Origin of the sequence: Streptosporangium sp. NPDC048047 (genome assembly GCF_040653115.1) — a bacterium.
Lineage (GTDB): Bacteria > Actinomycetota > Actinomycetes > Streptosporangiales > Streptosporangiaceae > Streptosporangium.
In genome coordinates, this window is record NZ_JBEZNH010000078.1 from 1 (window position 1) to 14460 (window position 14460).

The following is a 14460-nucleotide window of genomic DNA, read 5'->3' on the forward strand; positions in this document are numbered from 1 at the left end:
CCTTCCAGGCAGAAATGCCCGGAATGCTGAGAGCCGCTGAGGCTCTGAGCAACGGACGGTGATCGAGCAGCCCAGCCGCTCGGCCAGCGTGCCGATGAGGTCCCAGTGCAGCGAGGTGATCGACAGGGACCAGCCGCCGCCGTGCAGGTACAGCAGGTGACGGCCGGTGCGGCCGGTCTTCGGGCTCACCGTGTAGACGCGGTGGGCGGCCATGCGCCGCTCCTCGACGGAGAGCCGATCTCCGTACCCGGGTACGGCGGGGCCTCTCCTGCGATCGGCGGCGATGCTCCTGTGCACCTTCTCCGCGCTGCCGTACATGCGCCGTTTGACGCCCATCAGCCTGACCACGACGGTGGTCAGGCGCGCCTGCATGCTCGTCACAGGCCGTGCTCGATCAGGTCGAACGCCTCGTCGATCAGATCGTCCAGCGGCCTGCCCGCGTCGTCCTGCCAGGAAGCCCGTACGGCCCACTCGATGATGGAGAACGTCGTGACGACCAGCACGCTGGGGTAGACCTCGCCGGGCGGACGCTTCGTCCGATCGGCCACGGTCCGCATGAGGGTCGCGAAGATCTGCTCCTGGTCGGCGGGCCTGCGTGCCCTGGCGAGCAGTTCGGGGTTGCGGCGCCAGAGTTCGATCTGCTGTCGGCTGGGCACGAAGGATTCGGCGATCTCCTTGGCCAGGACCCGCATCGACCGGACCACCGGTTCGTCCGCGGGGCGTGTGGCCACCAGTGCCGCCAGCTCCTCCGCCGACCGTGAAGGCCCGACGGTGAGGGCCTCCTCCTTGGAGGAGAAGTAGTTGAAGAAGGTCCGGGTGGAGATGTCGGCCGCCTCGGCGATCCTCTCGACGGTCAGGCTCTCCAGCCCCACCTCCAGGGCCAGGCTCACCGCCGTGTCCCCGATGAGCCGTCGCTTCCGCGCCCTGTTGCGTCTCCGGCGCTCTTCCACCGCATCCACGGGTTGCACAATACGCAAGAATTGCATTCCGTGCAATCCGTGGTGATCCCGTGCTCAACCGATCACTTCGCCGCTCGGCTGTCGAGCCGGCAGGTATGGACGACGAACCTCTTTCGTGACTCAGGAAGGGGTTCCCGGGATCACCTCACCGCAGGTCGGCCATCCCATCGTCCTGCGGGGCCGCCACGGAGTACGGAGGGCATACCCGCAGGCGTGTGGCGGGGTCGGCACCGGGACCGGCGCCGTGGCTCCGCCGAAGGAGACCCCGGGGACAGCGAAGCGGCCTCGCGCGACGGAGGGGTGCCATACTCGCGGAGAGGCGTTCCGGCGAGCGGGGAGAGACGAGACGGGATGCGGGGAGGGCAGGAGACCGGCATCTCGGAGGAGCGGCACCGGAAACCGCCCAGCAGACCCCGACGGCGCGGGTGGCTCCGCTCGCGGCCACCGGTCGTCTCACCGGCCACGGTGCCGGTGCTGGTCGCCGTACTGATCACGGTACTGGTGTCCGCCGTGCCCGCGTCGCTCGCCGTGGCCGGTCCGCCGCGCGGGCGTCTCCACGTCTACGTCGCCGACTCCGAGTCGGACAGCGTCTCGGTGATCGACGCCCGTACCGACGTGGTCGTCGCCACCGTCCGCGTCGGCAGGCTGCCCTTCGGGGTGGCGGTCAACCCACGCGGAACCCGCGTCTACGTCACGAACTTCGGATCGAACAGCGTCTCGGTGATCGACACCGGCACCGACACGGTGGTCGCCACCGTCCCGATCGGCGCGACCCCCATCGGTGTGGTGGTCACCCCTGACGGGAGCCGCGTCTACGCCGCCGACTTCGGATCGAACAGCGTCTCGGTGATCGACACCCGCACCGACAAGGTCGTCGCCACCGTCCCGGTCGGCAACGTCCCCGCCGGGATGGCGGTCAACCCTGACGGGAGCCGCGTCTACGCCGTCAACATCGGGTCGGACAGCGTCTCGGTGATCGACACCCGCACCGACAAGGTCATCGACACCATCCCGGTCGGTGACAACCCCTACGGGATGGCGGTCGGCCCCGACGGGACCCGCGCCTACGTCGCCAACCTCCGGTCGAGCACGGTGTCGGTCATCGACCTGGTGAGAGGGGTCGTCGTCGACGACATCGACGCGGGGCGGTTCCCCCGTATCGCGGCGGTCAGCCCCGACGGGAGCCGCGTCTACGTCACCAGCGCCTACTTCGACACCGTCTCCATCATCGACACGGCGGCCGGCTTCTCCATCGGCGCCGTCGAGGTCGGCCATGACCCCCGTGGGGTGGCGGTCTCCCCGGACGGCAGGCGGGTCTACGCCGCGAACAACAGGTCGGGAACCGTGTCGGTGATCGACCCCGCGATCCGCTCCGTCATCGCGACCGTGAAGGTCGGGGCGGGTCCCATCGGCCTCGCCGTCGGGCGCGTCCCCGCCGCCGTCGGGGATGCGCGGAAGCCGGGCCGCGGGCCCGAGACGCGCATCCGGCGGGGCGGTGACCGCGGTGACAGACGGAGGGAGACCGCCGGGGAGGGCCTGGCCGAGGGCGGCGGGAGCGGTCGGGCGATGATCAGTTCCGTGACCGGGCACCGCCAGATCGTCGACCTGCGCCGGGACACCGGCGAGCACCGTACGGGGCGGGCACCGGCCGGATCCGTACGGAGGAACCGTCCGGGCCGAGGTGTCCCGTACCCGGCCGGGCGGCGGACGATCTCTCCGAACCGATCGGCATGGATCTTCGGTCCGGCCGCGTCCTTGCTCTTCGACATGACGAGGCCGCGGCGGGGCGCCGCGCCGTCCGGCCGGGGGAGCCGTACGGCGCGGCGCGGGCGGCCCGGCGTCAGCGGCCGTGCACCTGCTCGCCGCGGACGAAGGTCGCCGCGACCCTCGTCCGCCAGATGTCGGTGGCGGGCTCGGTGAACGGGTCGCGGTCCAGCACGACGAGGTCGGCGCGGTTGCCGACGGCGATCACCCCGGCGTCGTCGTCGCCGTTGATCCAGGCCGAGCCCTCGGTGTAGGCGGTCAGCGCGGTCACGAGGTCCAGGGACTGGCCGGGCAGGAACGGGGTCCGCGCCGTCGGGTAGTCCGCGTGCACCGAGTTCGGCGGCTCGGTGCGGTTGACCGCCACGTGCATGCCCTGGATCGGGTCGGCGCTGGAGACCGGCCAGTCGCTGCCCGCGCAGAACCGGGCGCCGGTCCGCAGCAGGTCGGCGAACGGGTACTGCCACGACGAGCGCTCCTCGCCGAGGAACGGGATGGTCAGCTCGTCCATCTGGGCGTGGTGGGTGGCCCACAGCGGCTGCAGGTTGGCCGTCACGCCCAGCTCCGCGAAGCGCGGGACGTCCGACGGCTCGATGATCTGCAGGTGCGCGATGTGGTGGCGGTTCGCCGGGTCGGTCCCGGCGAGGCTGTCGAGCACCTCGCGCACGGCCCGCTCGCCGATCGCGTGGAAGTGCACCTGGAAGCCGTGCCGGTCCAACTCGGCGACGTGGCCCTTCAGCAGCTCGGGGTCGACGTACGACAGACCGGTGCCGCCGCAGCGGCAGTAGGGCTCGATCACCGCGGCGGTGAAGTTCTCCGCGATGCCGTCCTGCATGATCTTCACCGAGGTGGCGCGGAACCGCTCCAGGCCCTCGGCGGCCTTCCGGCGTTCCAGCAGCTCGGGGATCTGCTCGGCGCCGCGTGTCCGGTCCCACCACAGCGCGCCCACCACCCGGGCGGTGAGCCTTCCTGCGGAGGCGGCCTCCAGGTAGGCGGGGAGCTGGTCGTGGGAGCCGGCGAAGGGGCCGACGATGGCGTCCTGCCAGGCGGTGACGCCCAGGGAGAACAGGTGGCGCTGGGCGTCCAGCAGTGCCGCGACCTGGTCGGCGGTGGTGGGCCGCGGGGCGAGCGGGCCGACGAGCTCCATCGCGCCCTCGTGCAGCACACCGGTGGGCTCGCCGCCGGCGTCGCGCTCGATCCGGCCGTCGGCGGGGTCGGGGGTGTCGCGGGTGATCCCGGCCAGCTCCAGGGCGCGGCCGTTCACCCAGGCGGCGTGGTGGTCACGCTGGACCAGGTACGCCGGGCGGTCGAGGAAGTCGAGCCGGGAGCGGTGCGGCAGGCCGCCGGGGAAGGCCGACATGTCCCAGCCGCCGCCCTCGATCCACTCCCGGTCCGGGTGCGCGGCGGCGTAGCCGGCGATCCTCTCCAGATACTCCGGCAGGCCGTAGACCTCCGCCAGGTCGCACTTGGCCCGCTCCAGCCCGGCCTGCACCGGGTGGATGTGCGCGTCGGTGAAGCCGGGGGTGAGCAGGCCGCCGTCCAGGCCGACGGTCTCGCAGCCGGGGCCGGCCCGGCGTGCGACGTCGGCCTCGGAGCCCACGGCGGCGACGCGGTCGCCGCGGACCAGCACGGCCTCGGCGAAGGCTCCGCCGGGCAGGAAGACGCGCCCGCCGCGGAAGAGGATCTCGTTCACTCGGCCGCCGCCGGGGCGTGGGCGGCGGGACCGGGCAGGTGGGGCATGCTTCTCCTTCGGACGGCGACGGAACCGAACCTAGCGGCCGGTGATGGCGTCGGCGACGCGGGCCAGCGCCGAGGTGCGGCCGAGGCCGGCCTTCTCCCTGGCGTCGGCGCGGCGGTACAGGTCGTACATCGCGTGCACGCCGATCCAGCGCAGCGGCTCCACCTCCCAGCCGCGGACCTTCCGGTCCACCCACGGCAGCGCCACGAGGTCGGTGTCCTCGCGCAGGATCAGGTCGCGCAGGGTACGGCCGGCGAGGTTGGTCGCGGTGACCCCGTGGCCGGTGTAGCCGCCCGCCCAGCCGATCCCGGTCTCGTGGTCGACGTGCACGGTGGCGCACCAGTCGCGCGGCACGCCCAGCACGCCGGACCAGGCGTGCGCCACCCTCGACTCCCGCACGGCGGGGAACATGCCGGTCAGCAGCTCCCACAGCGCCTCGATCGTCCAGGCGTGGGTGCGGCCCCGGTCGTCCACCCGCGAGCCGTACAGGTACGGCTTGCCGCGCCCGCCGAACGCGATGCGGCCGTCGGCGGTGCGCTGGGCGTACATGTAGTAGTGGGCCATGTCGCCGAGCAGCTCGCGGCCCTCCCAGCCGATCGCGTCCCACAGGTCGCCCAGCGGCTCGGTGACGATCATCGAGCTGTTCATCGGCAGCCAGGCCCGGTGGTACTGCCGCAGCTCCGCGGTGAAGCCCTCGGTGGCGCGGATGACGTGGCCGGCGCGGACCGTGCCGTACGGCGTGCGGGCCTCGTGCGGGACGATCTCGGTGACCGGGGTGCGCTCGAAGACCTCCACCCCGAGGTCGCGCACGACCCGGGCCAGGCCGCGGGCCAGCTTGGCGGGCTGGATCCGGGCGCAGTGCGGGCTCCAGATCGCGCTGACCGCGCCGTCCACCCGCAGGCGGCTCTCCTGCTCGGCCGGGTCCAGCAGCCGGACGTCCTCCTCGGTCCAGCCCCAGTGGCGCTCGTGGTCGAGCAGGGCGCGCAGCCGCCGGTCCTGGGCGGCGTTGGTGGCGACCGTGGTGACGCCGCCCTTGACGATGTCGGCGTCGACGCCCTCCTTGTCCGCGACGGCGATGACCTCGTCGATGGAGGAGAACATCTCCTGCTGGAGCCGCTTGGCCGCGTCCACGCCGTGCGTCCGGGCGTAGCGCTCGGGGGTGCCGGCCAGCTCGCCGACCAGCCAGCCGCCGTTGCGGCCGGAGGCGCCGTATCCGGCGAACTCCTTCTCCAGCACGGTGACCCGCAGATCGGGCCTGGCCCGCTTGAGGTAGTAGGCGGTCCACAGGCCGGTGTAGCCGGCTCCGACGATCACGACGTCGGCCTCACGGTCGCCGTCGAGGGGTTCTTCTGCCACGGGGATGCCGAGGGAGCGGTACCAGAAGGAGACATCCCCGTTGACAAAGTCCCCAGACAGGGGAACTCGCGTGCTCATGGCCACATATCCTGCTATATCCGTTATGAGGCGTGCATCACCCCACGGAAACCGTTGTACAACCGCGTCGTCCACAACTCCCTCGAGACGTAACGGCGGGCTCACCCCGGTGTAGCGGGGCTGTAACAGGGCTCCGCCAAGCTGATGGCGATGGAGGGAGCTTTGATGGGGTTTCTGAGGATTCGTACTACCGTCGATGAGCGGCCGGGGCGGCTCGCCTCGCTGGCCACCGCGCTCGCCGAGCGGGGCGGCAACATCCTGGGCCTGAGCGTCCAGTCCGACGCGGACGGCACCGTGGACGAGTTCGTGGCCGACATCCCCGCCGGTCCGGAGACCGTGCGCCGGGCGCTGGAGGCCGCCGGCGGACGCCGGGTGCAGGTCGTCCCCGCCACCGCCCACGAGCTGACCGACGAGCCCACCCGCGCGCTCCTGCTCGCCTCCCGGCTGCGCGCCGAGCCCTGGCGGCTGCCCGCGTTGCTGGGCGAGCTGCTGCGCGCCGACGACTCACGCTGGGTCTACGGCGCCGACATGAGCGAGCTGCCCGACCCCACGCAGCTCACCGTGCCGGTCGCACCGCGCCGCGCCGTACGGCTGCGCCGCGCCGGGCTGCCCTTCACGCTGACCGAGGCCGCCCGCGCGGCCTCCTTCGTACGGCTCGCCCAGCCGGCCTGCCACCGCCCGCCCGGGGCGACGCGGACCGCCAGGCTGACCGACGGCACCGAGACGCAGGTGCGCCCGGTCACCCGGCTCTACCGCGAGGCCGTCCGCGACCTGCACGACCGCTGCTCGCCGGAGTCGCGCCGGTTCCGCTACTTCACCCCCGTGTCCACGCTGCCGGACCGCGTCTTCGACCGGCTCTGCGACCGCGCGCACGGCCACTCGATGGTCGCCGGGCACGACGGCCAGGCGATCGCGCTGGCCAGCCTGATGTTCACCCCCGACCCGGGCATCGCCGAACTGGCCCTGCTCGTCGAGGACCGCTGGCAGGGCCGGGGGCTGGGCTCGGCGCTGGCCGGGATCCTCCTCGCCGAGGCCCGCGACCTCGGGCTCGCCGAGGTCCGGGCGAGCATGCTGGCCGGCAACACGCGCATGCGCAGGCTCATGTCCTCGCTGGGCGCGACCCTGACCCTCACCGACGACCCGGGCGTGGTGGAGGCCAGGCTCGCGGTCGGCGTCACGGCGACGCCCAGGCGGGGCGCCTCCATGGCGTCCCCGGAGTCCGGGACGCCCGTGAGGTCCGGGCCGCCCGCGGAGTCCCGGGCGGCGTCCGCGGCCTGACCCGCGCGGTCTCACGGCGCGGTCTCACGGCGCGGTCTCACAGGGTGGTCCGGAACGCCTCCAGGCGCTCGACGAGCTCCTCCGGGTGGCTCAGCGGCGCGAGGTGGCCGCCGGCCGTCTCGTCGGGGACGATGCCGAGCCGCTCACGGACGACGCGCCGCTGGAAGCCGGCGGGGAAGAAGCGGTCGTCGCGGCAGACGAGGAACCGGGTCGGCACGTCCGGCCACGCCGGCAGCGGCCACGGCTTCAGGAACGGCGTGCCGGACTGGTTCAGCGAGTGCTCCTCCACCTGGGCCGCGATCTCCGGCGGGACGCCGTTCAGGAAGGCGAAGTCCGGGTCGAAAGGGGCGTCGGCCGGTCGGCCGTGGCGCTCGTTCACCTCGCGTACGGCCTGGGCGTGACCGGTGGCGGTCCACCAGTCGCCCGGTGACTCGCCGGGCGACGGGACCATCGCGGTCAGCAGCACCATCAGGCCGACCGGCAGCCGCTCGCACACCAGCGGCGCGGTGAAGCCCCCCAGGGAGTGGGCCACCAGCACCAGGTCGGCGCGGTCGCCGACGGCCGTCACGACCGCGTCGGCGTACTCGGCCAGCCCGGCCGAGTCGTCCTCGCAGGGCAGCTCGACCGCCACCGTGTCGTGGCCGCGAGCCCGCAGCAGCGGCGTCACCCGGTGCCAGAGCCACGCGTCGCAGCCGGCGCCGGGGATCAACACGTACGTCGCCATGCGGTTCACCTTTCTGAGCCGGTCGTCCCCGGGGCGCGCCCGCGAGGCGCCGGGACCCGGAGCCCGTGTCCGCCCAGTCAAGCCTGTGCCACCGACAGAATGAACATGATTTTTTCAGTGCCAGCTTCGCTGGTGATCGCTACCGCTGGGGGAGGGGAGGTCCGTAAGGTCTGCGCCATGCCGATCGACGCCTTCATCAACGCGCTGCCCAAGGCCGAACTGCACATCCACCTCGTCCCCGGCCGGAGACTCGGGCGTCCGGCCGAGAGCGGCGGGTCAGGGGAGATGCGGCTCAGGGAGGAGGCGATCTCGGAGGCGGTGCGGTCCCTGAGCGGTCCGGGCAGAGGACCCACCATCCTGACCGGCTCACCCGGATGGGAGTGGGAGCGCCGCCCTCGCCGTGGCCATCTTCATCACCAGCCGATGAGGGGCCCCCTTCACCGGCAGGAACCCGTGGTGAGCATAGAAATCGGCCGCGTGTCCGTTGATCGCATCGACGACGATGACCCGGCCGCCCGCCGTCTCCGAGGCCGAGACGATTTTGGAGATCGCATTGACCAGCAACTCGGCCCCCAGGCCACGCCCGTGAAGAGCGCGATCGAGGGCCAGTCGGGCCAGCAGGTATCCCGGTACGACGCTCACGCCACCCGCGAGCGAACCGCTCAGGTCCGCTCGCCGTACTTCGGTGGGGGCTATGGAGAAATAGGCGACCACCTTGAGGTCGGCTGGGGGAAGCCACACATACGTGCGTGCGGTGTCCGATCGTTGGGCGCGCAGGGCGTTTTTGACCAGCCACTCGTCCATGACAGGGACGGCGCAGTCGAAACCGGTCACGTCATGATCCTCACGAAGTGGCTGGGAACGCCACGTCACGGGGCTTCGCGATAGCGGGGTCGTCGCGAAGCGGCTCTCCGGAGAGCGGGTGCGTCGTCCGGCTCATCGAGAGAGGCGAGCAACTCGTCGAACTGCTCGGCCGGCATCAGCGTCACGTCAGGACGTGCGAGCACCTTATCGGCCTCGGCGCGGGCCGCACGCAGCACGAACGACGAGACCGACTCGCCGAGCGCCCGCGCTGCCCGAGTGATGAGTCGTTCGGTCGCCGCGTCGGCGCGCATCTCGATGCGGTGTGTCCTGGCCGCCACCACCATCACCTCCACCTCCTTTCACTGTACGGCGCTTGTACGGCACTTTCCATCCGTCGAATCACCATAACGGTGATCGATCGATCGCGCTCGGTAATCGAAAGGGAAAGGGAGGCATCCCGGCCCGCGTCCGGCCGGGGGCGGCGGGTCAGGGGGAGGAGATGCGGCTCATCGAGGAGGGGATCTTGGAGGCGGCGGCGCGGTCCAGCAGGAACAGCGTCCGCTGCCGGCCCCGGGCCCCGGCCGCCGGGACCTGCATCGGCCCCGACTCCGACAGCGCCAGCCGTACGGCGCCCGCCTTGTCCTCACCGGCGACGATCACCCACACCTCGCGGGAGTTCCGGATGACCGGCAGGGTCAGCGAGACACGGACGGGCGGCGGCTTGGGGGAGCCGTGCACCGCCACCACGGGCCGCTCGTCGTACAGCGCCGGCATCCCGGGGAACAGCGAGGCCACGTGCCCGTCGGGGCCCATGCCCAGCATCATGACGTCGAACGACGGCGCCGGCCCGTGGTCCTCCGGCCGGGCGGCGCGGCGCAGCTCCTCCACGTAGGCCTCGGCCGACTCCTCGGCGGTCATCCCCGAGTCGGGGCCGCGCATCGGATGGACACGGGCCGGATCGAGGTCGACGTGGTCGAGCAGGGCCCGCCGGGCGCCGGTCTCGTTGCGCTCGGGGTCGCCGTCGGGCAGGAAGCGCTCGTCGCCCCACCAGACGTCCAGGTTGCGCCAGTCGACGGCGTCGCGGGCCGGGCTGGCGGCGATCTCGGCCAGTGTCGCGGTGCCGACGGTGCCGCCGGTCAGCACCAGGGACGCCGACCCCTTGGCGGACTGGGCGTCGACGGTACGGGTGATCACCCTCGCGGCGACGGCCTTGGCGAGCATGTCGGCGTCACGATGGACGATCACGGTGGGAACGCTCACGGAACCTCTCATTCAACGGGAAGTCGGTACGGCGGGCGAAGGGGGACGTGCGACAGCAGGCCCCATCGGAGGACCGGCGACGCGAAGACGCCCCGCGGCGTGCCGCAGGGCGTCTCCCGCGTCGGCGGTCCCACCGGGAGACCGCCTCGGCGACCGCGCGGGCGCCCCGGGACCGCCGGGGCGCCCGCCGCGTCAGCCCTCCGGGCCACCGCGGGCGATCTGCCGGATCGCCCCCTCGTAGATCTCGTCGGGGTCCAGCCGGCGCAGCTCCTCGGCCAGCAGTTCCGACAGCGGGCGGCGGGTCAGCGCGACCTGCCGGTCCGGCTGGCCGGGCCGCTGCAGGGTGGCCACCCGGGCGTCCTCGCGCAGGATGGCGATCTCCCCGCCGGGGGTCTCCAGCCGGACCGCGGTCAGGCCCGGCCCCGCGGAGTCGGCCACCTTGATCGGGACGCCGAGGCACCCGCCGAGCCAGGCCGCCAGCAGCGGGGCGCTGGCGTGCCCGGGAGCCGCCTCGACCGTGCCCCCGGTGACCTGGCTGACCTGCTGGTCGAACGCGGCGGCCAGAAGGCTCCGCCACGACGTCAGCCGGGTCCAGGCGAGATCGGTGTCGCCCGGCAGGTAGGCGTCGGCACGGGAGGAGATCGCCGCGACCGGGTCGGGCGCGGCGTGCGCGTCGACGATGCGGCGCTGGGCCAGAACGCCGATGGCGTCCTTGGACGGCGACTCCGGGCAGTGGCCCGGCCACCACGCCACCACCGGGGTGTCGGTGAGCAGCAGGGGGCTGACCACCGAGTCGGCGTGCCGGGTCAGCTCGCCGTACAGGCGCAGCAGGATCACCTCGCCCGGGGTGGACTCCCCGAGCCGGATCTCGGCGTCGAGCCGGTTCTGCTCGGACGCGTCGCGGGCGATGACGACCAGTATCCGGGAGGGGTGCTCCCGGGCGGCGTCGGTCGCGGCGCGGACCGCGTCGTACTGGTTGCTCTCGTCGCAGACGACGACCAGGGTCAGCACCATGCCGAGCGCGGGCGTGCCCATCTGGTGCCGCAGCTGGGTGAGCTGGGAGGAGATCTTCGACGCGGTCGTGCCGCTGAGCATGAAGTTCGCCATCTACAGCCTCCTCCACGCGCGGCCGTCACGGGCCATCATCTCGTCGGCCGAGGCCGGGCCCCACGTCCCGGAGGGGTACTCCTCCGGCGGGCCCTGCGACGTCCAGAACTCCTCGACCGGGTCGAGGATCTTCCACGACAGCTCGACCTCGCGCTGGTGCGGGAAGAGCGGCGGGTCGCCGATCAGCACGTCCAGCAGCAGCCGCTCGTAGGCCTCCGGGGAGGACTCCATGAACGACTCGCCGTAGGCGAAGTCCATCGAGACGTCCCGGACCTCCATGGCCGTGCCGGGCACCTTGGAACCGAAGCGCACCGTGATGCCCTCGTCCGGCTGGACCCGGACGACCAGGGCGTTCTGCCCCAGGATCTCGGTCTCGTCCTTGCTGAACGGCAGGTGCGGCGCGCGCTGGAACACCACGGCGACCTCGGTCACCCGGCGGCTCAGCCGCTTGCCGGTGCGCAGGTAGAACGGCACGCCCGCCCAGCGGCGGTTGGCGATCTCCAGCTTGACGGCGGCGTAGGTCTCCGTCGTGGAGCCCGGCGGGATGCCGGTCTCCTCGGTGTAGCCGACGACCGGCTCGCCGCCCTGCCAGCCGGCGGCGTAGCGGCCGCGCGCGGTGCCCAGGGCGAGGTCCTGCGGCAGCCGCACCGCCTTGAGGACCTTCTCCTTCTCCCGGCGCAGCGAGTCGGCGTCGAAGGACGTCGGGTCCTCCATCCCGACCAGCGCCAGCAGCTGGAGCAGGTGGTTCTGGATGACGTCGCGGGCCGCGCCGATGCCGTCGTAGTAACCCGCCCGGCCGCCGATGCCGATGTCCTCGGCCATCGTGATCTGGACGTGGTCGACGTAACCGCGGTTCCAGATCGGCTCGAACAGGTTGTTGGCGAAGCGCAGCGCCAGGATGTTCTGGACCGTCTCCTTGCCGAGGTAGTGGTCGATGCGGAACACCGAGCTCTCGGGGAAGACCGCGCTGGTGACGGCGTTGAGCTCCTGCGCGCTCTTCAGGTCATGCCCGAACGGCTTCTCGATCACCACCCGCCGCCACGACCCGGGGGGCGCGTCGGCGAGGCTGGTCCGCTTGAGCTGCTCGATCACGACCGGGAAGAACTTCGGCGGCACCGACAGGTAGAAGCCGTAGTTGCCGCCGGTGCCCCGGGTCTCGTCGATCTCCTTGAGCATCATGGCCAGCGCGTCGAACGCGCCGTCGTCGGTGAACTCGCCGGGGCAGAAGAAGATGCCCTCCGACAGCTGCTTCCAGACCTCCTCACGGAACGGCGTGCGCGCGTGCTCCTTGACGGCGTCGTGGGCCAGCCGCGCGAAGTCCTGGTCCTCCCAGTCTCGGCGGGCGAACCCGACCAGCGAGAAGCCGGGAGGCAGCAGCCCCCGGTTCGCCAGGTCGTAGATCGCCGGCAGCAGCTTCTTGCGCGCCAGGTCGCCCGTCACGCCGAACAGCACCAGCACGCACGGCCCGGCCACCCGCGGCAGGCGCTTGTCGCGCGGGTCGCGCAGCGGGTTGGCCGCCACCACCGCGTCGGTGGTGCCCGCGGTGGACGCCGCCGAGGCGAGGGCCACCGAGTCGGAGGTGTGCAGGTCCTCGCCGCGGCGGGCGTCGTCCTCCGGCGTCCCGGCGCGCGCCTCGTCACGCGTCTCGGCGGACGTCTCAGCCGACGTGTCGGCGGATGCTTCGGCGGGCGCCGCGGACCGCCCATCGCCCGTGCCGTCGGGAACGGCCGCCTCGGCGGCCTTCCCGGCTCTCTGCTTGCTCATTCAGACCTCCCGCGCTGCCTCTAGCAGGCGTGCGACCCCGGCGGCCCGGTCGGTCAGGTGCAGCCGCACCGCGGGCCGGCCGCGGTCGGCCAGCGCGCCCAGATCGCCCAGGGCCTGCGCGAGCTGGAGCCTGCCCAGGGTGTACGGCTTGCCCGGCACCTCGACGTCGGTCTCGTTCGCCCCGGTGATCTGGAGGAAGACGCCGTCCTGCGGGCCGCCCTTGTGGTACTGGCCGGTGGAGTGCAGGAACCGGGGACCCCAGCCGAAGGTCACCGGCCGGTCGGTGCGGACGGCCAGCAGGCCGCGCAGCGTGGCCGGGTCGGCCGCGCTCCAGGCGTCGGTCATCTCCTCGAACGAGGCGCCCTCGGCGTGCGGGGCGTCGAACGCGGCCTCCCGGTCGAGGTAGGCCATGACCGCGAGGTAGCCCCGCTCGGGGATGGCCTCCAGCAGCGCGGTGAGCACCTCGGAGAGGTCCTTGGGAGCCGGGGAGCCCGGCACCTCGCCGTACACCTCCACCGGGCCGTCCACCAGGACCGGCGTACCGGTCGGCGGCTCGGCGCGGTCGAGGATCTTGGCGGTGTTGTCCTTCGACTCGGCCACGTTGGGCTGGTTGAAGGGGTCGATGCCGATGACGCGGCCGGCGACGGCCGTGGCGTACTCCCAGATCAGGAACTGCGCGCCCAGCGGGCCGCTGACGGTCACGTCGCCGCCGGACTCGATCCCGGCGACCAGTTCGTCGTCGGTGTCGTTGGGGTCGGCGCCGACGACCGGCAGGATGCCCCGGCCCTGCTTGCCGGTGGACTCGGCGACCAGCTGCTCGATCCAGTCGGGCAGGCCGTTGATCTCCGCGAGGCTGTCCTCCAGGACGAGCTTGTCGCGCCCGGCGGCCGCGGCCGCGCCCAGGGCGGCGCCGAGCGTGAGACCCGGGTTGCCCTCCGCCTGGGCCAGCAGCGGGCGCACGGCCTCGGCGTCGTCGAGGAGCTTCTCGATGTCGGCCCCGGCCAGCGCGCTGGGCACCAGGCCGAACGCCGACAGGGCGCTGTAGCGGCCGCCGACGTTGGGGTCGGCCAGGATGACCGGGTAGCCCGCCTCGATGGCGGCCTGCTCCAGCGGCGATCCCGGGTCGGTGACCACGACGATCCGCTCGGCGGGGTCGATGCCCGCCTCACGGAACGCCTGCTCGTAGATCCTGCGGTGGCTGTCGGTCTCGACGGTGCCGCCGCTCTTGCTGGCCACCACCAGGATCGTGCGCTCCAGCCGGTCGGCCAGCGCGCGGCGCACCTGGCCGGGGTCGGTGGTGTCGAGCACGGTCAGCGGGACGTCCGCGGTGGTCGTGATGACCTCGGGCGCCAGGGAGGAGCCGCCCATGCCGGCCAGGACCACGTGGTCCAGGCCCTGGGCGCGGGCCCGCTCGACCAGCTTGCCGATCTCCGGCAGCAGCTCCCTGCTGGTCAGCGGGAGGTTGAGCCAGCCGAGGCGGACGGCCGCCTCGGCCTGCGCGTCCGGGCCCCACAGGCCGGGATCGCCGTTCGCCAGGGCTTGGTGGAAGCCCGTGGCGACGAGGTCCTTGACGGTCTCGGCGGCCCGCTCGGCCAGCCGCTCGTTGCCGATCGTCACGGATGCCGTCATGT

12 protein-coding genes and 1 pseudogene are annotated in these 14460 nt (G+C 72.7%); 2 read left to right on the forward strand and 11 right to left on the reverse strand.

Features of this window, described 5'->3' with window-relative positions; all coding sequences use genetic code 11:
- Positions 1–381 (reverse strand): annotated as a pseudogene (locus tag AB0D67_RS36040) (hypothetical protein); the annotation flags it as partial.
- Positions 378–959, reverse strand: coding sequence for a TetR family transcriptional regulator (locus AB0D67_RS36045; RefSeq protein ID WP_362945990.1), 582 nt, complete (start codon positions 957–959; stop codon positions 378–380). The gene AB0D67_RS36045 and the pseudogene AB0D67_RS36040, both read right to left, overlap by 4 nt.
- Positions 960–1310: 351 nt before the next feature.
- Between AB0D67_RS36045 and AB0D67_RS36050 the strand changes: the two genes are divergently transcribed.
- Positions 1311–2879, forward strand: coding sequence for a YncE family protein (locus AB0D67_RS36050; protein ID WP_362945993.1), 1569 nt, complete (start codon positions 1311–1313; stop codon positions 2877–2879).
- On the opposite strand, the gene AB0D67_RS36055 is transcribed toward AB0D67_RS36050, so the two are convergent.
- Together AB0D67_RS36055 and AB0D67_RS36060 are read right to left on the reverse strand one after the other, a co-directional pair.
- A complete protein-coding gene (locus AB0D67_RS36055; RefSeq protein WP_362945996.1) occupies positions 2800–4413 on the reverse strand; it encodes an amidohydrolase in 1614 nt (537 codons plus the stop codon). The genes AB0D67_RS36050 and AB0D67_RS36055 overlap by 80 nt on opposite strands.
- Before the next feature lie 78 nt (positions 4414–4491).
- Positions 4492–5892, reverse strand: coding sequence for an FAD-binding oxidoreductase (locus tag AB0D67_RS36060; protein ID WP_362945998.1), 1401 nt, complete (start codon positions 5890–5892; stop codon positions 4492–4494).
- A gap of 165 nt (positions 5893–6057) precedes the next feature.
- Here AB0D67_RS36060 and AB0D67_RS36065 point away from each other — a divergent pair, with 165 nt between their 5' ends.
- On the forward strand, positions 6058–7170 hold the full coding sequence (locus AB0D67_RS36065) for a GNAT family N-acetyltransferase (RefSeq protein ID WP_362946000.1): 1113 nt from the start codon (positions 6058–6060) through the stop codon (positions 7168–7170).
- A 37-nt stretch (positions 7171–7207) separates the two neighbouring features.
- Here AB0D67_RS36065 and AB0D67_RS36070 read toward each other — a convergent pair whose 3' ends face one another.
- The 7 genes from AB0D67_RS36070 to AB0D67_RS36100 form a co-directional block, all read right to left on the reverse strand.
- Positions 7208–7894, reverse strand: coding sequence for an alpha/beta hydrolase (locus AB0D67_RS36070; RefSeq protein ID WP_362946002.1), 687 nt, complete (start codon positions 7892–7894; stop codon positions 7208–7210).
- A 366-nt stretch (positions 7895–8260) separates the two neighbouring features.
- On the reverse strand, positions 8261–8728 hold the full coding sequence (locus tag AB0D67_RS36075) for a GNAT family N-acetyltransferase (RefSeq protein WP_362946005.1): 468 nt from the start codon (positions 8726–8728) through the stop codon (positions 8261–8263).
- Positions 8729–8763: 35 nt separating this feature from the next.
- Positions 8764–9042: a DUF1778 domain-containing protein gene (locus AB0D67_RS36080; protein ID WP_362946051.1), complete on the reverse strand. Its 279-nt coding sequence runs from the start codon at positions 9040–9042 to the stop codon at positions 8764–8766.
- Positions 9043–9184: 142 nt separating this feature from the next.
- Positions 9185–9958, reverse strand: coding sequence for a 6-phosphogluconolactonase (pgl, locus tag AB0D67_RS36085; protein WP_362946007.1), 774 nt, complete (start codon positions 9956–9958; stop codon positions 9185–9187).
- 192 nt (positions 9959–10150) lie between these two features.
- Complete coding sequence (locus AB0D67_RS36090) at positions 10151–11065, reverse strand: glucose-6-phosphate dehydrogenase assembly protein OpcA (RefSeq protein ID WP_362946010.1); 915 nt, start codon at positions 11063–11065, stop codon at positions 10151–10153.
- Positions 11066–12829 (reverse strand): glucose-6-phosphate dehydrogenase, encoded by a 1764-nt coding sequence (gene zwf / locus AB0D67_RS36095; RefSeq protein ID WP_362946012.1) that lies wholly within the window; start codon positions 12827–12829, stop codon positions 11066–11068.
- On the reverse strand, positions 12830–14458 hold the full coding sequence (locus AB0D67_RS36100; RefSeq protein WP_362946014.1) for a glucose-6-phosphate isomerase: 1629 nt from the start codon (positions 14456–14458) through the stop codon (positions 12830–12832).
- Between the last annotated feature and the right edge of the window lie 2 nt (positions 14459–14460).

What these genes read in the sequence shown, in the direction of transcription:
- AB0D67_RS36065 (WP_362946000.1), top strand. Translation starts at nt 6,058, where the DNA reads ATGGGGTTTCTGAGGATTCGTACTACCGTCGATGAGCGGCCGGGGCGG.
- AB0D67_RS36070 (WP_362946002.1), bottom strand. Translation starts at nt 7,894, where the DNA reads ATGGCGACGTACGTGTTGATCCCCGGCGCCGGCTGCGACGCGTGGCTC.
- AB0D67_RS36050 (WP_362945993.1), top strand. Translation starts at nt 1,311, where the DNA reads ATGCGGGGAGGGCAGGAGACCGGCATCTCGGAGGAGCGGCACCGGAAA.
- AB0D67_RS36060 (WP_362945998.1), bottom strand. Translation starts at nt 5,892, where the DNA reads ATGAGCACGCGAGTTCCCCTGTCTGGGGACTTTGTCAACGGGGATGTC.
- AB0D67_RS36080 (WP_362946051.1), bottom strand. Translation starts at nt 9,042, where the DNA reads ATGGTGGTGGCGGCCAGGACACACCGCATCGAGATGCGCGCCGACGCG.
- AB0D67_RS36090 (WP_362946010.1), bottom strand. Translation starts at nt 11,065, where the DNA reads ATGGCGAACTTCATGCTCAGCGGCACGACCGCGTCGAAGATCTCCTCC.
- zwf (WP_362946012.1), bottom strand. Translation starts at nt 12,829, where the DNA reads ATGAGCAAGCAGAGAGCCGGGAAGGCCGCCGAGGCGGCCGTTCCCGAC.
- AB0D67_RS36100 (WP_362946014.1), bottom strand. Translation starts at nt 14,458, where the DNA reads ATGACGGCATCCGTGACGATCGGCAACGAGCGGCTGGCCGAGCGGGCC.